Here is a 25,735-nt window from a genome sequence, read left to right as displayed (position 1 = left end):
TTTCCACATAAACCGGGCGGTTTAAGCAGACGGGGTCTCCGCGTCAGCGTTGCCGGTGGCCCAGCGATGGTAGCCAATAACAAACGGGTCCAGGTCGCCATCGTCAAGAACGGCCTCGACATTGCTGGTCTCCACGCCCGTGCGTAGGTCCTTGACCATCTGGTACGGGTAGAGCACGTAGCTGCGAATCTGGTTGCCAAAACCAATCGTGGTCTTGGGTCCGCGAATCTCATCCAGGGCCTCGGCGCGCTTCTCGAGCTCAATCTCGTACAGACGAGCCTTGAGGATCTGCATGCACGCGGCCTTGTTCTGGATCTGGCTGCGCTCGTTTTGGCAGGTGACCACAATGCCGCTGGGGAAATGCGTCACGCGCACGGCGGAGTCGGTGGTGTTGACGCCCTGACCGCCCGGGCCGCTCGCGTGGTACACGTCCACGCGGATGTCATCGGGACTGATTTCGATGTCGATATCATCGGGTAGCACGGGAATGACCTCGACACCGGCAAACGTGGTCTGGCGGCGCTTCTTGTCGTCGGTGGGGCTAATGCGAACCAAGCGGTGGACGCCGGCCTCGGCGCGCAGCATGCCAAATGCGTCCTTGCCCTCGACGGTAAAGGTCGCGCGGTCGATGCCGATGACCTCGGCCGCGGGACAGTCGTTGATGGTGACCTTCCAGCCGCGACGCTGGCAGTACTTCATGTACATCTTAAAGAGCATGAAGGTCCAGTCCTGGGCCTCCAGACCACCCTGTCCGGGCTTGATGGTCACAATGGCATCGCCGTGATCGAACTCACCGGTAAACCAGCTCGAAAGCTCAAGCTCATCGATGGCACGGGCCAGGCGCTCAGCCGTGGCTGTAGCCTCCTCGCGAAGGGCGACGGCGTCGGGGTCATCCCCCATCTCCTCGGCAAGCTCCAGCGCGGCGCGGGCATCGGAAAGCTCGCCGCGCGCGGTGTCCACGGCAGCGATATCTTCCTTGGTACGCGCGATCTCCTCCATGGTGGCACGGGCGGCGTCGGCGTCATCCCAAAAGCCAGGGGCAACACTTTTGGCCTCGAGCTCGGTCACACGGGTACGCTTCTCGTCCAGGTGGAGATACGACTCGACCTCGCCGAGCCGGTCCGCGAACGCGTCCAGCTCGGCGGGCGTTATCTCTAAAGCCTCAGCCATTAACGATTCCTGCCGTGGCAGTACTTAAACTTCTTGCCGCTACCGCAGGGGCACGGGTCGTTGCGGCCCACGTTGACGTACGGATCGTCGCTCTCGGACTTGCGATAAGTGGTCACCTTGCCACCGTTGTTGACGGCAGCCGGTCCGCCTTGGACAGCCGTGCGGGCCTGCACCTGCGCCTGCTTGCGCAGCACCGAGTCGCCGTTATCACCATCGACCTCGGCAGGACCGGAGAAGCGCGCGCCCTCGAGCGCGGGCTCCTCCTTGTGCTCCACGGCACGCGGGGCAGCCTTGATCTCGATGCGCAGAACCGTGCGCAGGTAATCCTCATACATGGTATCGACGAGTATCTGGAACGCGCCGTAGGCCTCGGTCTTGTACTCAACCAGCGGGTCGCGCTGGCCAAAGCCGCGCAGGCCGATGCCGGTCTTAAGGTAGTCCATCTCCTGCAGGTAGTTCATCCAGCGGGTATCGATGACGCGCAGCATGACCTGGGTGTTGAGCTCGCGCATCAGGTCCTCGCCCAAGCGCTCGGCCTTCATGTTGTAACACTTCTCTACGTAAGCCAGGACATCGGCAGCCAGGGCCTCATAATCCTCGTCGGGGAACTTCGGCGTGTCGATGTGGCCGGTGAGCTCCACAACCCACTTGCGCAGGCCCTCCAGGTCGCGCTCGCCATCGTGACTGTCCTTAGTGCAGAACTCCTGCACGCAGCGGTACACGGTATCGTGCATGACCTCGGTGATGTGGTCGGTCAGGTCCTTGCCGTCCAGAATCTTATTGCGCTCGGCGTAGATGACCTGACGCTGCTTGTTCATGACGTCGTCGTACTCAAGGACGCTCTTGCGCATGGAGAAGTTGATGCTCTCGACCTTGTGCTGGGCGCTCTCGACGGCCTTGGAGATGATCTTGTGCTGGATGGGCATATCGTCGCCCATGTCGGCCGTGACCATCATCTTGGAGACGCGGTCCATCTTGTCGCCACCGAACAGGCGCATGAGGTCGTCCTCGAGCGACAGGTAGAACTGGGTCTCGCCCGGATCGCCCTGACGGCCGGAGCGGCCGCGCAGCTGGTTGTCGATACGACGGGACTCATGGCGCTCGGTGCCGATAACGGTCAGGCCGCCGGCGGCAAGCACGCGCTCGCGCTCGGCCTTGCAGGTCTCCTTGGCCTCGGCGTTAAACTGCTCAAGCTGCTCGGGCGTCACGTCCTCCATGGTCAGGCCCTCGTACTCAAGGCGCTCGCGCACCAGCTCGTCGGGGTTGCCGCCCAGCAGGATGTCGGTACCACGACCGGCCATGTTGGTGGCAATGGTCACGGCGCCGTAGCGTCCTGCCTGGGCCACGATGTGGGCCTCGCGTTCATGGTGCTTGGCGTTGAGGACCTCGTGTGCGATGCCGCGCTTGGTAAGGGCGGCAGACAGCTTCTCGGAGCTCTCGATGGAAACGGTGCCCACCAGGACCGGCTGACCTTTGGCGTGACGCTGCTCGACATCGTCGGCGACGGCGTTGTACTTGGCCTGAATGGTACGGTACACCAGGTCCTCGTGGTCAACACGCTGAACGGGTTTGTTGGAGGGGATGACCTCGACGGGCAGCTTGTAGATCTCGCGGAACTCGGCATCCTCGGTGAGTGCCGTGCCGGTCATGCCGGAGAGCTTGTCATACAGACGGAAGTAGTTCTGCAAGGTGATAGTGGCCAGCGTCTGGTTCTCCTCGCGTACGAGCACGCCCTCTTTGGCCTCGATGGCCTGGTGCAGGCCCTCGGAGTAACGGCGGCCTTCCATAATGCGGCCGGTGAACTCGTCGACGATCTTGACCTCGCCGTTGGTGACCACGTACTGCTTGTCGCGGTGGAACATGTACTGGGCCTTCAGCGCCTGCTGCAGGTGGTTGACCAGCTGGCCTGAGAGGTCGGCGTAGATGTCCTCGATACCCAGGCGGCGCTCGATCTTCTTAAGACCGCGCTCGGTGGCGGCGATGGTGTGCTTGGCCTCGTCCATGACGTAGTCGCCCGTGGGCTCAACGTCCTCAGTGGCGGTGAGCATGTCGTGCGACACGTCCTCGCCGCGCTCCAGGCCGCGCACGGCACGCGCAAAGTCCTTGTAGGTGCTGGCCGACTTGGTGCCGGCGCCCGAGATGATGAGCGGGGTGCGCGCCTCATCGATCAGGATGGAGTCGACCTCGTCGACGATAGCGTAGTTGTGTCCGCGCTGAACACGCTGCTCGGGACGGGTGACCATGTTGTCGCGCAGGTAGTCGAAGCCGAACTCGGAGTTGGTGCCGTAGGTGACATCGGCCTGGTAGGCCGGGCGCTTGAGCTCGAGCGGCATGTTGTTCTGGAGCAGACCGACGGTCATGCCCAGGTACTTGTAGATGCGGCCCATCCACTCGGAGTCGCGCTTGGCCAGGTAATCGTTGACGGTAACAACGTGCACGCCCTTGCCGGCGATGGCGTTGAGGTAGCCGGCCAAGGTGGAGACGAGGGTCTTGCCTTCGCCGGTCTTCATCTCGGCGATGTGGCCCTCGTGCAGCGCCATGGCGCCGATGAGCTGCACGTCAAAGTGACGCATGCCCATGGTGCGCTTGGAGGCCTCACGCACGGTGGCGAAGGCCTCGGGCAGCATATCGTCGAGCGACTCACCATTGGCGTAGCGCTCGCGGAACTTATCGGTCTGGCCGCGGAGCTCCTCCTCGGTCATCTTCTCAAACTGGGGCTCAAGACCGTTGATCTGGTCGACGATCTTGTAGTAGCGCTTAAGGTCCTTATCGGATCCAAAGGACAGCAGCTTTGACATGAATCCCATGTGGTTTTCCTTTTTGGCCATCGCCCACGCCGTGCAGCTGCGGGCGAGTTAAACACAGATGATTGTACTTTAGCCAAACAAGGCGCGGCCTATACGGTCGAGCTCGACCGCCACGTAATAACTACGACCAACCTGCCACAATGGGACAGGTTAATTTTGGCAGGTCTATCTGGGCAAACGCCGCCTCTCTGCCATGTGGTGCCATGGGGACAGGTTAGTTTGCACTAATTTAAAAAGAAAAAGGGCCGCGCACCCAAATGGATGCACGGCCCTCATGCCATGAATGCGAGTGATTCCGCGGCGAGCTATTTACTCAGCAGCCTCGGTGGTCTCGGCCTCGGCAGCGGCCTCCTCGACGGGAGCCTCTGCGGGAGCCTCAGCAGCCTGCTTGGCAGCCTCCTCGGCGAACTTAGCGGCACGCTTAGCCTTCTCGGCAGCCTTAGCCTCAGCGGCGGCCTTGCGAGCGGCCTCGGCCTCAGCAGCCTTGGCGGCCTTGGCAGCCTTGGCCTCCTCGGCCTTCTTGAGCTGGGCGGCAGCGGCGCCACCGAACTTGTCGGCGAAGCGCTGGACGCGTCCACCGGTGTCGACGAACTTCTGCTGGCCGGTGTAGAACGGGTGGCACTCGTTGCAAAGCTCGACCTTCATCTCAGACACGGTAGCGTGCGTCTTGAAGGTGTTGCCGCAGGAGCACGTCACCGTGCACTCGACATACTGGGGATGGATACCCTGCTTCATGGTAGGACTCCTTATTGGTCAGGCGCTGGTTACCGATCAGCGCATAAGGCGTCTTGGTTTCCGACCAAGACAACAAACTCGGCTATGGTACCACGGCGCCGCGCGTCCCACAAAAGGTTCACGGTCTTTTCGGAACGACACGAATCTGACCCATCGAAACACATCTCCACCGTTCCTTCAACTGGGAAAATGCCGTCCCCGGGGCCTGAGAAGGGCCCCGGGGACGTTCGACTGACTGCGGGAACGGCCTTTCCGCTCAATGTGTTCGGCTGAGATCGGAAATCAACCAAACTGAACTAGGTTCAGTTGACATGGTTAAAAACGAGGGGCGACGCTTTTGCGTCACCCCTCGTCCCGGCCGGTTGCTTTAGTTGTACACACGGTAGTTACACTTGAACTGGGTTATGTGTCCATAGTTGGGGCCGTACCAACCCGATGTATAGCTGATTACTTTTGCGCCTAGATATTCGTATCTCTTGTTGTAGCGAAGCTGACGGTAGGTCGTGTCGTACTCTGCTACGTAAAACGTGTCTCCAGAGAAGGCTTTGTACCGGTCCTTAACCGTCGAAGCCATGTACGCGGGTTCGACATCGCCTTTCTCCCCGTTGAGTGCATAGACGGGTGCCTAGACGGGTGCCGCGATTCCGCATAAAGCCGTTGCCACGAGGATGGCGTAGACAGCCATGCGCGACGCATTGGACTTCAGCTGTTCAAATAGTTTCATGTCATTCACCTCCTTCGTATGTATCGAGGTATTCCTGCTTGAGCGTCTGCGAGGACGACTTGATCTTTTCCACGAGCGTGCCGGCTTCGATGAAGTAGAACGAGTTGGTGAGGTCTGCCAGGTCGTCGAGCAGGTGGCTTGAGATGAGCACGCTGCGTCCCCGCGCCACCTCGCTGCGCATCGCGTCGCAGGAGGTTTTCCGTTTTCCCGGATCGAGGCCGTTCAGCGGTTCATCGAGGATGAGGTACGGGCAATCGGTCGCTATCGCCATGGCAAGCTTTACCTGCTGCTTCATTCCTGTCGAGAGTTTACGGGTCGGCTTGTCGAGATATGGGGAGATTCCGAGGGAGTCGCAGAGCGAGTCGATGTCGGCGGCCGATTTCCACGCCTCCCTAACGAAAGCAAGGTGCTCGATGGCCGATAGCGTGGGATAGAGATCCGCGCTGCCCGAAGAGCTCAGGTAGACGAGTTCTGCAAATTCGGCTGATCGACGTTGGCAGATTCCGTCTGCCGCCAGGCTTCCCGAGCGGATGCGGGTGGGAAATTGGCCCGACAGCGCTTCAAGAAGGGTGGTTTTCCCCGAGCCGTTGGGAGCGACGAGCCCCGCCGCCGTTCCCGGGCCCAAGGAAAGCGATCCGATCGAAAGTATCGTCGTGCTCCCGTATCCCACGCTCGCGTCCAGGAGCTCAAGCCCATGGTGCTTTTTAGCGGGTCCAGCCTGTTTGGGCGAACGCGTCACAACGGCGCCGACCGCGAAAAGGACCGCGACGTATACCAGGGCCACGGCAAGCATCGATGCGCCGCCCGAACCGGAGCCAATGAATTCTGTCGGGAAGCATCCTACGTAACCCGTTGCCTCGATAGGCGAGAACACGGCCAGCGGCAGGAGCTCGAGCGCGGCATTATGCCCCAGTGCCGAATCGGACAATAACGGGAATGCCGGGGCCGCGACAAGCAACGCGGAGGTAAGGGGGCCCGCGAAGACGCGCCTCGTTGCGGTCGATAGGACGACGGAACAAACGGATATCAAGGTTCCACCCGCGAGCAGCGCGAGAAGTATGGTCGTGAAGACGTTTCCCGCGGTCGTGGTAGTGAGCGCGCCGTTATGGAAGAAGGCGATCGGGTACCCGATCTGCCCGAAGCCGTTTAGGGCCAAGGCGTAAATACTCCCGGGCGCAAGGCCGGCGAGGAGCATCGCGGTCCCCGCGCCAATTATCGAAAACACGGTTTGGATAAGGCGCCGGAATTTGGGCACGGGCGCCTTTGCCGCCAGGGTCCCGGGCCTTGTGGCGCCGAGCACGAGTATCGACGAGAGAAGGAAGGGGATGAAGGGAAGGAAGGACGGCGCCTGGGCAATGGCGTAGGGCAGGAAGGAGAGGAACGGCAGGTCGTTTGCGGAGGCCGGGATATCCGCGATGCCGGAGCTGCTCAGAGCGCGGCAATATGCGAGCTCTGCGTCATTGGTCTCCTGGTCCCCCACGATGGATCCGGATTGGAAGCCTTCGCCCATGAGCGCGTAGTAGCTCTCGGCAGAATCGAGAAAGGCGGCGTCGGTTTGAGCGGCGAGGGCGGCGTTCGCGTATCTTGCAAGCTCCGCGTCATTTTGCTGCTCTGGCGATAGGTCTGTGCCGCTGGCCTGGGGTGCGCGCGTATTGAATGCGTCGACAAAGCCCTGCATGCCCTGCTTCATAAAGAAGGGCCCGTAGATGGGTGAATTGAACGCAATGGGGATGGAGAAGGCTACAGCAAGAACGAGCGTAGAGATCCATACGGCCTTGTCTCTTAGGATTAGTTTGAGAAGAAGTCGACAGTACATTTGGAAGCACCTACGTTCCTCAAAGAACTGTTAGATTAAAAGTAACAGACCGGATGAAGATACGTGCGACGGGGGCGAGGCGAATGGCTGAACGGTATCGATACGCGGGTTCAACGGTATTATATTGACCGCATAGATTTTTAACTTGCATTTCTACCCGCCCTTTTCGTAGAGTCGCCGATACGTGCTTAGCGCACCCTCGGCGCGTCCGGCAGGCTTTGCGAAATGGGATCCAGGAGACTTCGGCGCAGCATCATCTTGCGGAATGCTTCTAATGAGCCTCCCATCCTTCAAAAACAGAATCTCATCGCACAGCCTATCGACCGAATCCAAGATGTGGGATGACATGATGATGCACGTACCAGAATCGGCCAGCTTCCTGAGAATCTCGGAATGCAAGTCCACCCTGCTGGGGTCGAGCGCGTTCATGGGCTCATCTAATAGAAGGTACCGCGCACCCGTCGCATACGCAATCGCCAGGGTAAGCTGCTGCTTCATGCCCTGGCTCAGAGTGCGGATCCTCATCTTCGCGAACTCGCCTATCTGCGTTTGTTCCACTATCTCTTCGATATCGCGAGCATGCGGCCACATATCGCAAACCATCTTGAGGTGATCTTCCGCACGCAATCCGGGATACAGCAGCGTCCCCTCACCAGGTGCATAGAAGATCATAGAACGGACCTCTCTCGCACCCGTACCCTGCACCTCATCCAGAACGATGCTCCCGTCCACGCGAGGACCCGGCAAACCTGCCATCGCACGCAGCAACGTCGTCTTTCCATGCCCGTTCGGAGCGACGAGACCGTAGACCGTACCCGGGGCAAACTCAGCGTCCACCGAATCTACGAGCACCTTCTTTCCATAAGAGATCGTCAGCGTTTGAAGGCCAATCATCGAGACCGTCCCCTTTCGATCTTTGGAACACCCAGGCGCGCCACCAACGGAGATACGGCGCCCAAAACCACCAGCAGAGCGCCCGATGCGCCGACGACCTCTCCAAAAGGCATCGCGTTCGTCCCTCGCCCAAGGAACCCAATCGTCCCCACCTGGGAAGCGGGATCAAACGAGGCGAATGGAGCCAGCAGCGCGACGCCCATGCCCGCACTTTCAACATGAGCGCTCAACGAACCCAACACCAGGAGAACCGCGCAAACCACTCCGGTGACAACGGGGTTGCGGCTAATCGCTGCTGTCAACGCAGCGACGACGGAAATCACGCCGTATGCCATGACCAGCAACGGAATACTGCACAACACCGCCTCCCCCACCATGGACGTTGTCGAAGCTCCCGCCCGAATGAGAGCGACGGGATACTCCGATCCGCCCGCACCGTTCTTAATCAAGGACACAACCGCAGCGGGAACCATCGACACCAAAAGCAGCGCCAAGCCAAGCAGGAGAGACAGCGCAACAGCCGTCAGAAAACGCACATGCGCTGTTGCGGGGACTTGGAAAACCAGAAGGGAACGGCACCGCAGGTGGGTGCACGCAAGCGATGTGACAACCACGGGCAACAGCCAAAACAAGGAAGGAAGCGCTGCCTGGAGATAGGAAAGGAGGATTAATGGGGGCATCTTCGTACTTAACTCGTAAACCTTGGGGTCCGGCAAGCTCGCGATCGACTCGAGCAGAAGGGCGCGCGCCTTCACACGAGAAGGAGTCTCCGGCTCGATTCCGATCGATTGCAGGAGGGTCGCATCTGCCGCGCCCAGCTCGCCTCGAGCGCGCTCGTACGTCGCAAGGCTTCGAAACCCCTCCGCAGGCGTGGGCGCGTACACGAAACCCGAAAGAGCATCTCGCATGCCTTCCAGGGCCGCTTTGCCCTCGACGTCCATATTCGCAGCGTCCTGCTCTAGATACCGATCTATTGAACGGAGCTCCCCATCCCTATACCGAACAGCGGAAACGTCACCAGCGTCAGGAAACACCTCGACCAGAGCCGGGGCCAGCATCGCCGTCGACATTGCAATCGCGCATACGGCGAGGGCAGGAGAATGCAGGAGCAGCTTCCCCATCGTTCTTACGTATGCAACGGCGGAGGCACAAGCGCTCGAACGGGCTGTCGTTCTCGGTGCGGTGAAGGAACCTCTCTCAAGACAAATCGGGGATATCGGGCGCGCGCAGCCGCTCTTTCCAGCAACGCAAAGCAGGCTAATTGCCAGCACCTCGATCCCGATTGCGCATACGAGGGTAATCGCGCCACGCTCGAAGCAAAGTCCAGGCAGATTCACTATCTGCGTTGTCGGGTACGGGCTATAGGCGCCGACGGTCAGCTCGGTGTTCGCATACGAAAGGGGATTCAACAGGGCGAACTCACGTAAAGCGATGGATCTTCCGTAATACCCGGGAACCATCGTCACCCCCATCAGGGCACATACGAACACGATTCCAAGCGTAGGGTTATTGGCAATCTTCACGGCAAGGTGAACGACGAGCGAGATGAACGCCGCCACCAAGAATTGCAAGATGGCCGTCTGTGCGAACACCAGCCAAGCCGGTTTGATAACCGGAGTCGCATATTGAACGTAGCCTATCGGATAGAACAGCGAGCCCGGGCCATTCTTCACAAGTGCGGCGATTATCCCTGGAAGATTGACGGCGAAGACGGCAAGCATCGCAAAAACACTCGCCCATACGCTCGATGCAACAAGCCTGCCCAGCTCACCCATCGGTGCCTGGATGATGAGTTTTTCACGCTTGTTAAGACGCGCGGCAAGGAACGAAACGGCAACGGCCGTTGCGGCCCATAGCAAGTACTCCTTCGATCCGTCATAAAAGGAGTACGCTCCATCCGATACCTGCAGAAACGGAAGCAGAGGAGAGAGCGGCGCCAAGACAAGACGCCCCGCGGCAAGAGGGTACAGAAGCGCGGGCATGCTTGATGAAGAGGTATAGACGCCCTCCTCCCCCGCATTCACAAGCGCATCCGCATAGGATGCTGACAATTCCTGCTCAACACGGGTTATTCCCGACTCGAGGTATTCAACCCGTCCGTCGATGCCAGCCGCGCTCCTGAAGACGGGCAAAGCACAAAGAACCATCAACGCAACAACGGCAACACAGAGCGACCTGGAGGAGAGGAGCGACCTAAAGATTGCCTTCGAGATTTTGAGCATATTCATCGCCAACCTTAACCTCATCCAGTCGGAACAGAGGGGCCGAACAAAATGCTCGGCCCTTATTACTTGCCGGCAAAGTCAATTTAACATAAACTGTTAAAAAGTAACCTGAGTTTTTTAAATTCTTCGGAGGTTATTATGAGTTCCGACAATCGCACTCCCCGGCTTCATTCCTTCCGCATCGCATGTGCGATAGCCTCTGCGACCCTTTGCGCCACCGCCATCGCACAAGTGGCGTTCTCCTTAAAGCCAGCAATCGAAGTGCTCGACAACCCTGTAATTGCAGACTCCCCCGCGTATCCAGCCCTTGCGATCTCGACATTGGTCCCTGCCGTCATCGGTATCGCTACGACCATCCTCAGCGCCGTTCTCGTGTGGACGATCAAGAGCGGAGACCCCTTCAAGAAAGGGTCTGCGACATGCTTGAAGGTGCTCGGCATTCTCTTCGTTGTTCAAGCTGCCACCAGCCTCTACGCCGGCTCACTCAAAACCTCCGTTTCGATGTTTGGCGGCGAGGGGGCCGTCGGCGCCCAAGAGATCGCTTCATCATTCGATTGGACCTCTCTGGTTCTCGGCATCGTCCTGTTCATGCTTTCCCAGCTCTTCTTGTACGCCCGAGAGCTGTACCTCGACTCCGACGAGATTGCGTAAGGAAACGCCATGCCCGTAATTGTTCGCCTCGACAAGATCATGGCCGAGCGAAAGATTTCCTCGAACGAACTTGCCGAAAGGATTGGAACCACGCCCGTGAACCTGTCCCGTATTAAAAAAGGGCATATTCGCGGCATTCGCTTCAACACACTCGAGCAGCTATGCCTCGCCCTTCGTTGCCAACCCGGAGACCTCCTCGAAGTCATGAGCGAAGAGGATGCCCGAAAGGAGTTCGGACTCGATTGGTCCGCCGAGGATTAGAGGGCGGTCGTACTCGCCCTGCACACGGGGATGCGAATCGGCGAGGTCTGCGGCCTTCGGTGGTGCGATGTGGATTTCGAGACGGGCCTGATCTCGATCAGACACTCGGTGGCGTACGCGAAGGGAATGGGTTCGTTTATCAAGGACACCAAGACCCATGACGCCAGGGGTATCCCCATCGACCCGGTCGGCCTACTCCCCTTCCTGAAGGAGACCCACGAGATCGACTGCGGAAAGCTGCGCTTGCGCGGCCTTACCGGGGCGGTCGAGATCGGGGACTGCTACATCCTGTCGGAGCCGGGCGCGACCTTCGCGACGACAAGCTATATCCGCAGGGCGTTCAAGACGTTCTCGGAGACCAACGGCCTCATGGGCACCAACGACGAGCTGATCACGTTCCACGGCCTTTGCCACACGTTCGCAACGCAGTGGATCCGCCAAGGCGGCGATATCAAGGCGCTCCAATCGATCCTCGGCCACAAGGACGCCATGGCGACGCTCAACGTCTACGCCGACATCGAGCCCATCTCCAAAATCCATAACATGCTGCGCGCCACGCCGTGCCTTTGGCGCGGGCACCTCGGGCCGAGGGTCGATCCGGGTCCCATGTTCCAACAGAGGATCCAGGAGTCCATCGAGACGCTCCAGGCGTTCGGCTACGGCATCACCGAGCCGGACGACCGAAATATCGCCATACGCGACGTGAAGACGAACAGTTGGCTCTAGCTCACCGAGTACGCGGCAGTGCTGGGCCCATCCCAACTGAGGTCACGGTGGTCCGATAGGGGCGCCGCCCGCGGCATGCGCCGCGGAGCGGTATCCCCTACCGAAGGGCGGGGATGCCCTCCGCTTCCAGTTCGGAATCAGCCGTCGGAGGCGTTCGGCTGACTGCGGGAACGGCCTGTCCGCTCAATGTGTTCGGCTGAGATCGGAAATCAACCCAACACGAGCCGGACACGCGCCAGACGGCTCTTCCCCGTACGGCCTTCCCCCTTACGCTCATGTTGCAGGCATGTAACGCCGCAGCGAGCGCGCCTTTTTTGCGCCAGACAGGTACAATGATGAACACTGTACCGTAGCGGAGCGTCCGCGCGCGCCGCCAACACGCGAAAGGGTTTCCCATGGCCGAGATCTCGTCCTCCCGCATCGTCATCACCGTCCTTGGCAAGAACCGCCCCGGCATCGTCGCCGGCGTCACCCGTGTCCTGGGCGAGGCCAATGTCGACATCCGCGACATTACGCAGTCCATTATCGAGGACATCTTCACCATGACCATGCTGGCCGACACCGCCGAGTCCAAGCTCGACTTCGCCGAGCTGCAGAAGGCGCTGGCCGAGGCCGGCGAGCTTTCGGGCGTCAACGTGTCCATCCAGCGCGAGGACGTCTTTAACTTTATGTACCGCCTGTAGCGAACAAGCCGCTCGGGGCAGCTTGACGTCATATCGTCCAAGCGCGCGGCCCCCAAGCGGCCCGGAGAGGAGCGCGCATGGCCTACGACGCCAAGAAAATCTATTACCGCTTCGACGACCACCTGAGCCGCCTGGTCTTGGATTACGAAGCGAGCCGCCAGATTTCGCCCGAAAGCGAAAATCTCTACTATGGCCTGCCGACTGACCCTTATGACGAGGGCCTATTTGTTGAGCACAATGTCAAGCGCGGCCTGCGCAATGCCGACGGCTCGGGCGTGGTCGCGGGCCTCACTCGCATCTCGGATGTGCACGGCTACAACAAGGTCGACGGAAAGGTCGTGCCCGATCAGGGCAAACTCACGCTTCGTGGCTACGGCATCGAGGACCTGGTCAACAACGCCCAGGCCGAGGATCGCTATGGCTACGAAGAGGTCGCCTACCTGCTCATCACGGGCTCGCTGCCCACCAAAGAGGAACTCGACGGTTTTTGCGGACGCCTGGGTGCTTTTAGGCATCTGAGCGACGAGTACGTCAAAGAGTTCCCTATGACCACGGTGTCGTCGAGCATCATGAACGTGCTCCAGCGCGCCGTGCTGCTGCTCTACGCCTTCGATGCCGAACCAGACGTGATCACGCCCGAGCATGAGATCGACGTGGCTATTTCCATGCTCGCACGTCTCCCGCGCATCGCCGCCTTCGCACACATGGCCTCGATCGCCAAGCTTCGCGGCTCCGAGGTTCACGTGCCGCACCCCACGCCCGGCCTCTCCACCGCCGAGACCATCCTACAGGTGCTCCGCGGCGGTATGGCGTTCACCCGCGATGAGGCCATGCTGCTCGACGTGATGCTCATGCTGCATGCAGAGCACGGCGGCGGCAACAACTCCACGTTTGCCTGCCGCGTGCTGTCCTCCTCGGCCACCGACCCGTATTCCGCCTACGCCGCGGCCATCGGCTCGCTCAAGGGCCCGCGCCACGGCGGCGCCAACGCCAAGGTCGTGTCCATGCACGAGGACATCCGTGCGCATGTCTCCAACTGGGAGGACGAGGACGAGGTCGCAGCCTACCTGAGCAAGATTCTCGATAAGCAGGCCTTCGACGGCACGGGCCTCATCTACGGCATGGGCCACGCCGTCTACACGCTCAGCGACCCGCGCGCCGAGGTCTGCCGCCGTTACGCGCGCTCGCTGGCAGCCAGGAAGGACTTGGGTGAAGAGTTCGCACTCATCGAGCGCATCGAGCGCCTGGCCCCGCAAGTGATGCGCGATCACGGCATGACCAAGCCCATCTGCGCCAACATCGACCTGTACACGGGCTTTATCTATAAGATGCTCGGCGTGCCCGAGACGCTCTTTACGCCGCTGTTCGCCGTCGCCCGCATGGCCGGCTGGTCTGCGCACCGCATGGAAGAGCTCTTCTGCGCGCACCGCATCATCCGTCCCGCGTATCGCCCGGTTATCGAGCCGCTGGAGTACAAGCCGCTCGCCGATCGTTAGGACGCAGACCGTTATAGAACCCGAGCGTGGCCAGGGCATCACCGCCCTCGGCCACGCTTTTTATGCCAGTAGAAAGGATTGCAGCGAATGATTGTGTTTTCCGATATGGATGGAACGCTGCTGACGAGTGATAAGCAGATGAGCGACGCCGCCTGGGCGATGCTCGACGAGCTTGCGCGACGCGGTATTGAGTTTGTGCCCTGCACGGGGCGCCCGCTGTCGGGCGTCTTTGAGCCCATCCTCGCCCACCCCGCCGTACACTACGCGGTCTGCGCCAACGGCGCCAGCGTCTGGCAGCTCGACGACGGTACGCCCACCGATACTTCACGCGCTACGCGCATTTTGAGCCGACCGCTCGACCGCGCCATCGCCCACCGCATCCATAGCATCGCCGCCGGCCACGATGTGACCTTCGATATCTTCGCGGACGGGCAGTGCTTCCTCCCCCGCTCGCTCTACACGCGCCTGGACGAATTCTGCGGCGGCGACCCCCACATCGCGGCTTCGCTCAAGCGCACACGAACACCGATCGACATGGATATCGACAGCAAGATCGACGAGGTCGAGACACTCGAACGCATCGCCATGTACTGGCACGACCCAGCCGATCGCGACGCCATCGCGGCGGAGCTCGACACGCTCGGAGGCATTGAGGTCACGCGTTCGTACGCCATGAATATCGAGGTCATGGGCGAGGGTGCCACCAAGGGAACGGCCCTCACGTGGCTATGCGAGCATCTGGGCGAGTGTCTCGCCGACGCCTGGGCGTTCGGCGACAACATCAACGACATTCCCATGCTGCAGGCAGCGGGACACGGCATGGCCATGATCAACGCCGAGCCCGAGGACCGCGACGCCGCCGACGCCACCACCGAGTTCGACAACGACCACGACGGCGTCGCCCGCACCATCATGGCCGCCCTCGCCTAGTCATTGGGGACGTTCTTAAACGACTAGTCACTGGGGACACTCTTCGCGAAAAGCTGCAAGGACTGTCCCCCACTGCCGGCAGAACGGGAACGTCCCCATCTGCCGGATTAGGCGAGACTCTCCAGAACACGGCGGAGCTCCTGCTGGACGGCGTGGTCGCGGTTGCGCCCCACCACGCGATCGGCAACGGCCTTGAGCGCGGGGCGTGCATTTTCCATCGCACAACCCGTGCCGACAAAGCGAATGATCTCGTAGTCGTTCATCGAGTCGCCAAACGCCATAACCTCATCGCGCCCAATGCCATAATGCTCCGCGAGCTGTGCGATACCCGAAGCCTTCGACACGCCGGGCTGCATAGCATCGATCCACGCGTTACCCGAAGGCGCAAAAGTAAAGAGCTGACCGAGTTCGCGCTGCAGCACGTACGCACTGTCCATAACGGCACCGTCGTCGCAAAAGATACTCGCTTTGATGATATTTACGCTGGGATCGGGCAGCTCCCAAATGCGCTCGGCATTGGGAAGGTCCTTATCGACCTCACGCACGAACTTGCACTCGTCATCGAGCAGGAAGGACTTGGTTCGGTCAAAGAGCGCAAGATGCAGATTGGGAAACGTCCTGACGGCTTGGGCGAGCCTTCGAATCGCCAGGTGGGAATACACCTCACGGTCTACCATCTTACCGTCGGCGTAGACCTGGGCGCCGTTAGCGGCGACAAAGTCCATCTTGTCGCGAACGGGCGCAAAGAACTCGCACAGGCGATCGTAGCGACGACCTGACGATGCGGCGAAATGCACGCCATGCTCGTGTAGCGCCAGAATCAGTTCGTAGGTCTCGGGAGGCACCTGGCCGTTTTCGTCAAGCAGCGTACCGTCCATATCGGATGCAATCAGTTTAAACATAGAAAAGCTCCCTTCGGGCTTGTTGGAATCGAACGTGTATCCGATTCCAACGTACCCAAAGGGAGCTCAAATAAGACCCCGCAGTCATAAACGTTACATGGACCTAGCACATAGCTCACGCGCGCCAGAGGTCCCACGGTCGCAGCGTCAGGCGACACGCCAAAGAGTGTCGCAGGCGACTAGTCGTTTAAGAACGTCCCCAATGACTAGTCGGCGTAGGTGAAGGTCGTGACGTCGAACATGCCCTCGGGGCGGATGCGGAGCGTCGGGATGACCGGCAGGGGCAGGAAGATGATGCCCATGATGGGGTCGAGCGGCGGCTCAATACCCATGGCGCGTGCCTTAACCATAAAGTCGTCGTGCTGCGCGGCGACATCCTCGGCCGTGCCTTCGCTCATCAGGCCGCCGAGCGCCAGCGGAATGCGCGCCACGACCTCGCCGTTGCGCACCAGCACGTGACCGCCCTGGCCCACGGCCTCGACGGCAGCCATCATATCTGCGGCGTTGTCGCCCACCACGCACACGTTGTGCGAGTCGTGGCCAATCGTCGAGGCGATAGCGCCGCCCGTGATGGTAAAGCCGCGCACCCAGCCGCGGCCGATATGCTTGCCGACGAGCCCCATGCCGGCGGGACCGTCGCCATCGGCGCCCTCAGCCTGCAGTGACACGCCGCGGCCGTGACGCTCGATCAGCATAATGCGGCGCAGGCCCTCGGCGCTCTCGGGGCGAGCCATACCCGTGATGGCCTTGCCCGGCACCACGTCGATCACGGCCTCGCCCGGCTTAAAGGCATAGTCGAACACGTCGAGCGATAGCTTCGGCAGCTTAACGGAAGCACGCAGCTCATCGGCAAGGGCCGCAACCTCGGCCATCTCGGGTGCGATCTCGCCCACAAAGGTGCCATCCTGCGCCACCAGAACACCGGCGGCATATACGCGATGCGGAGCCGTGGCAAACGTCAGGTCGTTGAGTACCAGCAGGTCGGCACGCTTGCCCGGGGCGATGGCGCCACGCAGCTCGTGCTGGTCGCGGCAACCGTGGTCCAGGCCAAACGCCTCGGCCGTGGACAGGGACGCCATAGAGATGGCAACCACGGGGTCAATACCGGCCTCGATAGCCACGCGGCAGGCATTGTCGATCATGCCGGTCGAAAGCGCATCGGAGGGAGCGCGGTCGTCGGTCGCAAAACAGCAGCGACGGGCGAGGGCGGGGTTTTCCAGCAGCATCGGCGACAAGTTGGCCAGGTCGTGGCTACACGTGCCCTCGCGCAGCATCACATACATGCCGCGGGACAGCTTATCGAGCGCCTCCTCGGGAATCGTCGACTCGTGGTCGGCGATAATACCCGCCGCGGCATAGGCATTGAGGTCCTTGCCGGCAACGAGCGGCGCATGGCCGTCGACCTGCTTGGACGGCGTCTGGTTGGCAGCATCGATACGAGCGCAGGTCTCGGGGTCGGCCATAAAGACACCCGGCAGGTTCATCATCTCACCCAGGCCAAAGACATCGCCCGGATACTCGGCAAAAAACGCCTGCATGTCAGCGGCGGTAATCACAGCGCCCGCTTGCTCATCGGGCAGCGCGGGCACGCACGAGGGCATCATGTACTTGATGGAAATGGGCGCGCGACGGCCGTCCTCGATCATAAAGCGCAGGCCGTCCAGGCCGGAAACGTTGGCGATCTCGTGGCTGTCGGCAATGGCAGTGGTGGTGCCGCGCGTCGCCGCCATGCGCGCATACTCGGCGGGACGGATGTTCGAGGACTCGATATGCAGATGTCCGTCGATAAAGCCGGGGGCGATATAGCGGCCCTGGCAGTCAATGACATCGGTCGCCTCGTAGGTGCCGGCGGCATCGTCGCGACCGCTGTAGAGCACGCCGACGATTACGCCATCCTTGACGGCAACGCTACCGGGCGCCACGCGCTGGCCATATACGTCGACAATCTGCGCATTGGTAAACAGCGTGTCGACGGGCACGCGCCCCTCGGCGGCATCAATCACGGACCTCATGACCTCAACGGACATACATACTCCTTTAACGGTAGAAATAACTGCGGAGCGGACGAGCCTTCACCGCAGCAAGCCAATAGCCATTGTATGCCCAAACGACGGGCCAACGATACGCCCCTCCGCTTAACGGCACACGCCGCTTGGCGCAAAGGGGACTGCCGCCGAGCACCAATACAAGGAGTGTCCCTAGGTGCCGGCACAAAAGGAACGTCCCCAAGTGCCAAAAAGGCCGAAGTCGGAAATCCCGGCTGCGGCCTTGTCGCACTTGTGAGGTTAACTTGCTCGTTAGACCAATTTAAAGCCCTTGCGCTTGCCTACGGAGAGGGTGTCGCCCAGCTTGAGGGCGCTCGGGTCGATGTTGTAGCTCTTAGGAGCCACGGCCTTGCCGTTGATCTTGACGCCGCCACCGTCAATGTCGCGACGGGCCTGGCCGGCGCTCGCCGAAAGACCCAGGTCCTTGAGCAGGCCTGCGAGGTAGATCTGGCCCTCGTCGTTAACAGTCAGCTCAACGTGCTTCTCGGGGAAGTCGGCAAGCTGGCCCTCCTTGAACACGCGGTCGAACTCGGCCTGAGCCTCGTCACCGGCACCGGCGCCGTGATAGGTGTCGCACAGGTCGCGGCCCAGTGCGCGCTTGAGCTCATAGGGGTCGGCGGAACCGTCGGCCAGGGCAGCGTCGATCTTGTCGACCTCGGCCGGGGTGAGCGAGCTGGCCAGACGATAGTACTTGCCGATCATCTCGTCGGGGATGGACATGGTCTTGCCGAACATATCCTTGGGAGCATCGGTCAGGCCGATGTAGTTGCCGTAGGACTTGGACATTTTGCGCACGCCATCGGTGCCCTCGAGCAGCGGCATGGTAAGCGCGATCTGCGGCTCCATGCCCATCTTCTCCATGAGCTCGCGACCAGCGAGCAGGTTGAAGAGCTGGTCGGTGCCGCCCATCTCCACGTCGGCCTTGATCTGCACGGAGTCGAAGGCCTGCATCACGGGGTACAGGAACTCGTGCAGGGCGATCGGCGTCTGGGACTGGTAGCGCTTGGTAAAGTCATCGCGCTCGAGGATGCGGGCGACGGTGAACTTGGAGCACACCTGCAGCAGGCCGGCCAGATCCATCGACAGGATCCAGTCGCCGTTGTGCACGATGGTGGTCTTCTCGGGATCCAGGATCTTCATGGCCTGGCTCACGTAGGTCTCGGCGTTGGCCTCGATCTGCTCCTGCGAAAGCTGCGGGCGGGTGGAGTTCTTGCCCGAAGGATCGCCGATCAGTGCGGTGCCGTTACCGATGATGAGGGTGACGTTGTGGCCCAGGTCCTGGAACTGACGCATCTTGCGCAGGGGCACGGCATGGCCCAGGTGCAGGTCGGGGCTGGTGGGATCGACGCCGAGCTTGATGTTGAGGGGCTCGCCCTTCTCAAGCTTCTTGCGAAGGTCGGCCTCGGGGACGATCTGCGCTGCGCCCGAGGTGATGATACGCATTTGCTCGTCGACAGACAGCATTGGGTATCCTCCTTTTGCTATAGCACCCTCACCGGATACGGCGGTGCTCGAAGTTCATAAACCCACTAATAATAACCAAAACGGCACGGCCGAACACCTACGACAGGAAAATCCTCGTCCTGCCGCACGCGTCGATAACGACCGGCAAACGCGTGCCGTCACGTTCGACCAAAAAGCGCACCTGCTGACGGCGCGAGCAGTCACGGCAACGGACCTGCCCCGTCGCATCCGTGGCGCAGGCGCCCTCGGCAGTCAGCAAGCAGTGCTCGCACACCATGAGCTCGGGGCGGTCGGCGTCGACAGGCCCCAAGACACCGGGGCAAGCGGCAAGCTCGGCAACACGCTCCGCATCATTGCCGAGCAACTCGGCCGACAAGCACACCCGCCCCGCACCGAGTCCGCGCAGCCAGGTAAGCGTGGCCCGATTGGCACAGAACACCGGCGCCGCTACGTCAAACGTTGTGCCCAGCTCGCGGGCCATCGCCACTTGTCCCAGATTGCGGCAGACGACGCGCCCGGCACGCTGCATAAGCGCCCGAGTCCGCTCGGCGTCGCCCGCGCGGCACACTTCGTCGAGCACCACCGTTGTATCGGACAGATCTCGCTCATCGCGCGGACCCACATCCATCAGCTCCCAAGCAAAGACCATACAAGCAAAATCCTCGCGCTTTGCCGGCCCCGCCGACCCCGCCAACTCCGTCGACGCACCGCCATCCACCGCAGCGTCCTCAAAGGGCAGCACCTCAACGGCACGCGCAACGGGCGCAATCGCATCCGCCTCGGCCCGCATGCGCTCCAACACCGCCGCCGTCTGATCCAACACGCCGGCGCTGCGAATCAGATAGACCTCGCAGCCCGCGTCCACCTTACGTTTGCAATGCACGACGATGCGCTCTCCCGCAGCGGCATCCACGGGGCAAGGCACCTGTGGCCAGCGCTTGGGCACATCGGGACGCGCGTCGGCACCCGGGTAAAATCGGATTTCGAGCGTATCGCCCGCCGCCACGGCGGCATCAAGCTCAACCGTTACCTTCTCGTGACCGACAGCCACCAGACGGCCCACGCGCACGCCCTGGTTGATCGCACGCTCAAAACTCATGAGCTCGGCACCCGAACGGCCCCGCAGATACGCATCGGTAAACCCACGGTTGAACGACCTTCCCAGCTCGCGTTCGAGCGCCGGCACCGCATCGGCATCCCACGTGCCGTCGCGCAGCATATCAAGCGCCCGACGCCACACCCTCACCACGTTGAATACGTAATCGGGGTTCTTCATGCGCCCCTCGATCTTGAGCGACGCCACCCCGGCGTCAACGAGCTCGGGCAGATGCGCGATACCCAGATAGTCACGCGGGCACAGCAGGCGGTCGCCCTCAACGGCAACAACACTCTCGCCCGCCTCGTCCACCAAGTCATACGACAGACGGCACGGCTGCGTGCAATCGCCGCGCATTGCCGAGCGCCCGCGCCGCAGAGCCGAGAACTCGCACGCGCCCGAGTATCCAATGCAAATGGCACCGTGGCAAAAGACCTCGATCGGCACGCCGGTAGCACACAACGCAGCAATCTCGTCGACCGCCAACTCTCGTGCCGTCGTAACACGCTCAACCCCTAGCTCGTCGGCCGCCAGCTTCACCGCGCCCTCGCTATGGGCACCCGCCTGCGTGGACAGGTGAATCTCCACCCCGGGAATCGCCGCGCGCAGCGCGCATGCCAGGCCGGCATCCGCCACGATCAGAGCGTCGGCGCCCAGCGCCAGCGCGTGTGCCCCCAGCGCCACGGCATCGGCAAGCTCGTCATCGAACACAAATACGTTAAGCGTCACATACACGCGAACGCCATGTTCGTGCGCCACAGCGCACCCACGGGCAAACTCATCGTCCGTAAAGCCCCGTGCACTCACACGGGCATTGAACCCACCCAGCCCCGCGTAGATGGCATCGGCACCCGCCGCAATCGCCGCGAGCATCTGGTCGAGCCCGCCAGCCGGCGCCAGCAGCTCGGGCAGCGCCGCACCGGCAGCATCCAATCCAGTCTCGTATTGTCCGCTCGGCCCCATCGTCCGAATCGCCATCGACAAACTCCTTACCAAGGTATGCATTCACTCTGAAAAATGCCGTCTTCCAGCATACACGAGGCCTCGCGCGCCCCGTTTGGTTTATCGTGTAATAACTTATGTCCATCCTGCCCCGACGGCACATCCGCCGTCCGGCACGACATACCTGGAGGTCAATATATGGGTCCTCGCCAACGACAGGGACGCAGCCGTTCAAAGACGCATGCCCTGCCCATAATCCTGCTCTCGTTTTTGGGCTTTTTGCTTATCGCGGGCGTGGCATTTGGCATCGGCATGGTCGGCAACGTCAACCGCTGGCTGTCCGATCTGCCCGACTACACCGACGCCAACGCGTATCTGGTGAGCGAGCCCACCGAGATCGTCGACTGCAACGGCAACAAGATCGCGAGCTTCTACACGCAAAACCGCAAGTCCATCACCAAGGACGAGGTCTCCCCCTACGTGCTGCAGGGCACCGTTGACGTCGAGGACGAGCGCTTCTACGAGCACGGCGGTATCGACCTGTGGGGTATCGCGCGTGCTGCGGTGGCAACCCTCGGCGGCGGGCACGAAGGCGCCTCGACTATCACCCAGCAGCTGGTGCGCAACACCATTCTGCAGGAGGAGCAGTTCGACTCGACCATCGAGCGTAAGGTACGCGAGGCCTACATCGCCATCAAGATGGAGGATATGTACTCCAAAGACGAGATCCTCATGATGTACCTCAACACCATCTACTACGGCCACGGCGCCTACGGTATTGAGGCCGCAGCTGAGACCTATCTGTCCAAGAGCGCCGCCGACCTCACGCTGAGCGAGGCCGCACTGTTGATCGGCCTTCCCAACTCGCCCTCGCAGTACGACCCCACGGTCAACCCCGACCTGGCGCTGTCCCGTCGCAACAAGGTCCTTGACAACATGTTGCGCCTGGGCCACATCACGCAGGAGGAGCACGATGCCGCACAGGCCGAGCCCATCACCCTCAACGTGACCGAGATTTCGGGCAGCGGCGTCGACGTATACTCGCAGCCCTACTTTGTCGCCTATGTTAAGCAGCTGCTGGAGCAGGAGTTCTCGACCGACGTGCTCTTTAAGGGCGGCCTGACCGTCAAGACCACCATCGACCCCACGATGCAGCAGGTGGCAGAGAATGCCGTCCGCGAGCAGCTCGACACGCTCTCACTCGACGGACTGGACATGGGCATGGTCGTCGTCGACCCCAAGACCGGCTACATCAAGTGCATGGTGGGCGGCTACGACTACAACGCCGACGAGAACCACGTAAACCATGCCACGGCCAAGCGTCCCGTCGGCTCCACCTTCAAGGCCTTTACGCTGGCAACTGCCATCCAAAACGGCATGAACCCCAACGTCACCCTCAACTGCAACTCGCCGCTCAAGGCCAAGGGCACCACGACCGAGGTCCAAAACTACGCCAACCAGAGCTATGGCAACATCACGCTTAAGCAGGCAACGGCATACTCCTCCAACACCGGCTACATCCAGGTGGCGGAAGCCGTCGGCAATAGCAAGATCATCTCACTCGTCAAAAAGCTCGGCATCGATCCCGCCAAGGACAACATCGAGGACGTTCCCGTCATGACCCTCGGCACCGGCTCGATCTCGCCGCTCGAGATGGCCGCCGCCTACGCGACGTTTGCCAACGGCGGCTACTATCGCCAGCCGATCGCCATCACCGAGATTGACTCTCGTACCGGTTCGGTGCTGTACCAGCACACCGACAATCCCTCACAGGTGCTTACCGAGGGCGAGGCCGCCGCGGTCACCGATGTTCTGTCCGGCGTCATGCAGGGCGGCGGTACGGGTGCTGCCGGTGCCCTGAGCGTCAACCAGCCCTATGCCGGCAAGACGGGCACCACCGACAACACCACCAACCTGTGGTTCTGCGGCTATACCCCGCAGCTGGCGTGCGCCCTGTGGACCGGCTATTCCGCGGGCGAGATCCCCATCCAAAAATACGGCACAGACCTGCTGGGCGACAGCACCAACCTGCCTGTCTTTAAGCGGTTTATGAACACCGTTCTGACCGGTACCGAGCGCGAGGAGTTTGCGACCGGAACGGCGCCCACCTACAAGAACAACAGCGTCTGGAAGTTCTACGGCACCAACAACACCAAGAAGACGGAGAACGACGACAAGGACGAGAACGAGGACGAAGAGGAAACCACCACAACGACTACCACGACGACCACGACCACCGAGACCACGGGCGGCGACACCACCGGCGGCACCGGTACGACCGGTGGCTCGACGGGCGGCTCCACTGGTGGTTCGACCGGCGGCGATGGCGGCACGCCTACGCCTACGCCTACACCCACTCCCGACCCCTCGCCCACGCCTGACGATACGGTTGGCTAGAAATTCATCCGGCCATTAGCAACAAGGCCCCCGAGCAGCTTATTAAAGTGCTCGGGGGCCTTTTAGTTTAAAGCGACCTGGTGGACGGCCTTTATACCGGCAAACAATATAGGGGGTACCGACCAACGTCGATACCCCCTTACAAGCCACCATGTCACGCACACAGTGCCGAGCGCACGACCCGCACGCCTACTTGCGAGAATTGCTCAGCTTATTGATCAGCGCCTCGAGACGCTCGCCGTCCTCGGCCGTCTGGGCAATAACCAAAATCGTATCGTTGCCGGCAAGCGAGCCAAGCACATCGGGCAACTCTGCCGCATCAACGGCGGCGGCGATGCCGGAAGCCGTACCAGGCTGAGCCTTGATCATAACCAGATTATCGGTGCGCAGAACGCCCGTTACGAGCTCGGAAACCATACGCTGCAGGTGCAGGTCCTCTGCCAGAACATAGATACCCTCGGGGAGCTTACGCAGCCCCATATCGGCAATATCGCGAGAGACAGTCGCCTGCGTGCAATCAAAGCCCATAGCGCGGAGCTCATCGACCAGCACGCGCTGCGTGCGGACGTCCTTATTGCGCACAATATCTCTAATGGCATCCTGGCGCCCATTGCGTTTTTTAGCCATACAAACCCTCTCTCCAAAAGATGGCGGAGACAATCAATCAGTGACTGAATAGTTTAACGCTATTTGAAGGCTTTTGTGTATAAGAACGCATTTCGAAACAATTCTATGCAAATTTGTTTCGAAATGAGCCGTTTAGGCGGTTTTTGCGCCCGTCCGGTTAAGAAAAGCTGCCAGATGCGTACACATCACGCAGCGCGCGGGCTTGGCGCTGGCGATCGGCCCAAACAACAAACCGAGTCCCCGATGGTTATCCTTGAGCGCGGCGACCATCTGACGGGTTCGAGGCGCCTCGAGCATATCACGCATGCGGGCGGAACGCTCGATTGACGACACTCCATGCGGGCTAAGACACAAATTCTCGATGCAGGCGACCAGTCCGGCAAAGTAGAACTTTTGGCTTGCCAGCTTGAGCCGACCACCGCTATCTGCTTCCGAGAGTGAGTCCGCAAGCTCGTCGAGCGCTCGAGTGTCATCGGATATCCTGGCATACATGGTGGGATCAAAGGCATCTGTAAGCTTAGGTGCCACCGCGTGGAAACAAGCGTCGCCGCAGCCGGACACGAATCGTGCCTGCGAGAGCGCATAAGCCATAAACTCAACCGTACGGTACGCCTTGCCGCGCGACAGGCGTGCCTCAAACAGCGGACGGCTATACATCACGCCAGAGGTCTGAGCGACTAGGCCGCCCAAAATCAACTGGGGCAGCCCAGTCACCATAGAAGACTCGTCTTCTATGGCAATAGAGGCAGCATCCAAGACGCGCGAATGGCGTTCTCGATGTGCATCATAGCGGTCGAGCGACACCGTGGGGAACACTATGTCTGCCGCAGTATCGCACGCGATATCGACCATCTTGGAAAGGGACTGCGGAGCAAACCACTCATCGGCGTTCATAGCGATGATTTGAGAGCCGCGCGAGACAGCAAAACCGGCACGAAGGCAAGCGCCGCGCTTCGCGTCCTCGACGTCAATCAAATCAATATGGATGTCCCTGTCGGCAGCAACTTGAAGCGAATGGCGCACACCGGGCGCAGCATCGCGGCAAACAACGACAATCTGCAAATCGTAGAGGTCTTGGTTCTGGATACTCTCGAGCGCACGCATCGCATAGCTGGGCGAACCTTCTACCACAAGGATCACCGAA

The 25,735-nt window shown here is 61.0% G+C and carries 19 protein-coding genes; 7 read left to right on the top strand and 12 right to left on the bottom strand.

Features of this window, described 5'->3' with window-relative positions:
• Positions 1-21 precede the first annotated feature (21 nt).
• The 6 genes from prfB to LK493_RS00635 all read right to left on the bottom strand — a co-directional run bounded on the left by prfB (position 22) and on the right by LK493_RS00635 (position 10,374).
• Positions 22-1,170 (bottom strand): peptide chain release factor 2, encoded by a 1,149-nt coding sequence (prfB, locus tag LK493_RS00660; RefSeq protein WP_227789776.1) that lies wholly within the window; start codon positions 1,168-1,170, stop codon positions 22-24.
• The gene (gene secA / locus LK493_RS00655) at positions 1,170-3,977 is read right to left on the bottom strand and encodes a preprotein translocase subunit SecA (RefSeq protein WP_227789775.1); all 2,808 of its coding nucleotides are present in this window, start codon (positions 3,975-3,977) and stop codon (positions 1,170-1,172) included. Before secA ends, prfB begins: the two co-directional genes overlap by 1 nt.
• A 309-nt stretch (positions 3,978-4,286) precedes the next feature.
• Entirely contained in the window at positions 4,287-4,712 is a 426-nt protein-coding gene (gene rpmE, locus LK493_RS00650; RefSeq protein WP_006235303.1) for a 50S ribosomal protein L31, read from the bottom strand.
• 725 nt (positions 4,713-5,437) lie between these two features.
• Positions 5,438-7,126 carry an ABC transporter ATP-binding protein gene (locus LK493_RS00645; RefSeq protein ID WP_227789774.1) on the bottom strand — a complete coding sequence of 563 codons (1,689 nt, stop codon included), beginning with the start codon at positions 7,124-7,126 and terminating at the stop codon, positions 5,438-5,440.
• A 279-nt stretch (positions 7,127-7,405) separates the two neighbouring features.
• Positions 7,406-8,146 (bottom strand): ABC transporter ATP-binding protein, encoded by a 741-nt coding sequence (locus LK493_RS00640; RefSeq protein WP_158554606.1) that lies wholly within the window; start codon positions 8,144-8,146, stop codon positions 7,406-7,408.
• The gene (locus LK493_RS00635) at positions 8,143-10,374 is read right to left on the bottom strand and encodes a hypothetical protein (protein WP_227789773.1); all 2,232 of its coding nucleotides are present in this window, start codon (positions 10,372-10,374) and stop codon (positions 8,143-8,145) included. The genes LK493_RS00640 and LK493_RS00635 overlap by 4 nt, the downstream gene beginning before the upstream one ends.
• Before the next feature lie 135 nt (positions 10,375-10,509).
• Here LK493_RS00635 and LK493_RS00630 point away from each other — a divergent pair, with 135 nt between their 5' ends.
• The 6 genes from LK493_RS00630 to LK493_RS00605 all read left to right on the top strand — a co-directional run bounded on the left by LK493_RS00630 (position 10,510) and on the right by LK493_RS00605 (position 15,118).
• Positions 10,510-11,022 carry a DUF2975 domain-containing protein gene (locus tag LK493_RS00630; RefSeq protein WP_006235293.1) on the top strand — a complete coding sequence of 171 codons (513 nt, stop codon included), beginning with the start codon at positions 10,510-10,512 and terminating at the stop codon, positions 11,020-11,022.
• 9 nt (positions 11,023-11,031) lie between these two features.
• Positions 11,032-11,283, top strand: a complete 252-nt coding sequence (locus LK493_RS00625) for a helix-turn-helix domain-containing protein (RefSeq protein WP_006235292.1) — start codon at positions 11,032-11,034, stop codon at positions 11,281-11,283.
• An 18-nt stretch (positions 11,284-11,301) separates the two neighbouring features.
• Positions 11,302-12,009: a site-specific integrase gene (locus tag LK493_RS00620; protein WP_227789884.1), complete on the top strand. Its 708-nt coding sequence runs from the start codon at positions 11,302-11,304 to the stop codon at positions 12,007-12,009.
• A 395-nt stretch (positions 12,010-12,404) separates the two neighbouring features.
• Complete coding sequence (locus LK493_RS00615) at positions 12,405-12,692, top strand: ACT domain-containing protein (protein ID WP_006235289.1); 288 nt, start codon at positions 12,405-12,407, stop codon at positions 12,690-12,692.
• 77 nt (positions 12,693-12,769) lie between these two features.
• The gene (locus LK493_RS00610) at positions 12,770-14,188 is read left to right on the top strand and encodes a citrate synthase (protein ID WP_227789772.1); all 1,419 of its coding nucleotides are present in this window, start codon (positions 12,770-12,772) and stop codon (positions 14,186-14,188) included.
• Positions 14,189-14,275: 87 nt separating this feature from the next.
• Positions 14,276-15,118, top strand: coding sequence for a Cof-type HAD-IIB family hydrolase (locus LK493_RS00605; protein ID WP_227789771.1), 843 nt, complete (start codon positions 14,276-14,278; stop codon positions 15,116-15,118).
• 107 nt (positions 15,119-15,225) lie between these two features.
• Here the strand turns inward: LK493_RS00605 and LK493_RS00600 are convergent, their stop codons facing one another.
• The 4 genes from LK493_RS00600 to LK493_RS00585 all read right to left on the bottom strand — a co-directional run bounded on the left by LK493_RS00600 (position 15,226) and on the right by LK493_RS00585 (position 21,603).
• A complete protein-coding gene (locus LK493_RS00600; RefSeq protein ID WP_227789770.1) occupies positions 15,226-16,020 on the bottom strand; it encodes a Cof-type HAD-IIB family hydrolase in 795 nt (264 codons plus the stop codon).
• 206 nt (positions 16,021-16,226) lie between these two features.
• Positions 16,227-18,047 carry an adenine deaminase gene (locus tag LK493_RS00595; protein ID WP_227789769.1) on the bottom strand — a complete coding sequence of 607 codons (1,821 nt, stop codon included), beginning with the start codon at positions 18,045-18,047 and terminating at the stop codon, positions 16,227-16,229.
• A 270-nt stretch (positions 18,048-18,317) separates the two neighbouring features.
• Entirely contained in the window at positions 18,318-19,529 is a 1,212-nt protein-coding gene (gene tyrS, locus LK493_RS00590; RefSeq protein ID WP_035137437.1) for a tyrosine--tRNA ligase, read from the bottom strand.
• A gap of 97 nt (positions 19,530-19,626) precedes the next feature.
• Positions 19,627-21,603, bottom strand: coding sequence for a peptidase U32 family protein (locus tag LK493_RS00585; RefSeq protein ID WP_227789768.1), 1,977 nt, complete (start codon positions 21,601-21,603; stop codon positions 19,627-19,629).
• 162 nt (positions 21,604-21,765) lie between these two features.
• Between LK493_RS00585 and LK493_RS00580 the strand changes: the two genes are divergently transcribed.
• Positions 21,766-23,964 carry a transglycosylase domain-containing protein gene (locus LK493_RS00580; protein ID WP_227789767.1) on the top strand — a complete coding sequence of 733 codons (2,199 nt, stop codon included), beginning with the start codon at positions 21,766-21,768 and terminating at the stop codon, positions 23,962-23,964.
• 189 nt (positions 23,965-24,153) lie between these two features.
• On the opposite strand, the gene LK493_RS00575 is transcribed toward LK493_RS00580, so the two are convergent.
• Positions 24,154-24,591 (bottom strand): arginine repressor, encoded by a 438-nt coding sequence (locus tag LK493_RS00575; protein WP_006235280.1) that lies wholly within the window; start codon positions 24,589-24,591, stop codon positions 24,154-24,156.
• Positions 24,592-24,723: 132 nt separating this feature from the next.
• A complete protein-coding gene (locus LK493_RS00570) occupies positions 24,724-25,722 on the bottom strand; it encodes a glycosyltransferase family 2 protein (RefSeq protein WP_227789766.1) in 999 nt (332 codons plus the stop codon).
• Positions 25,723-25,735 lie beyond the last annotated feature (13 nt).

Origin of the sequence: Collinsella aerofaciens, from assembly GCF_020709435.1 — a bacterium.
GTDB lineage: Bacteria > Actinomycetota > Coriobacteriia > Coriobacteriales > Coriobacteriaceae > Collinsella > Collinsella aerofaciens_AU.
Note: the sequence above shows the minus strand (reverse complement) of the source record. Positions and strands in the feature narration are given on the sequence as shown.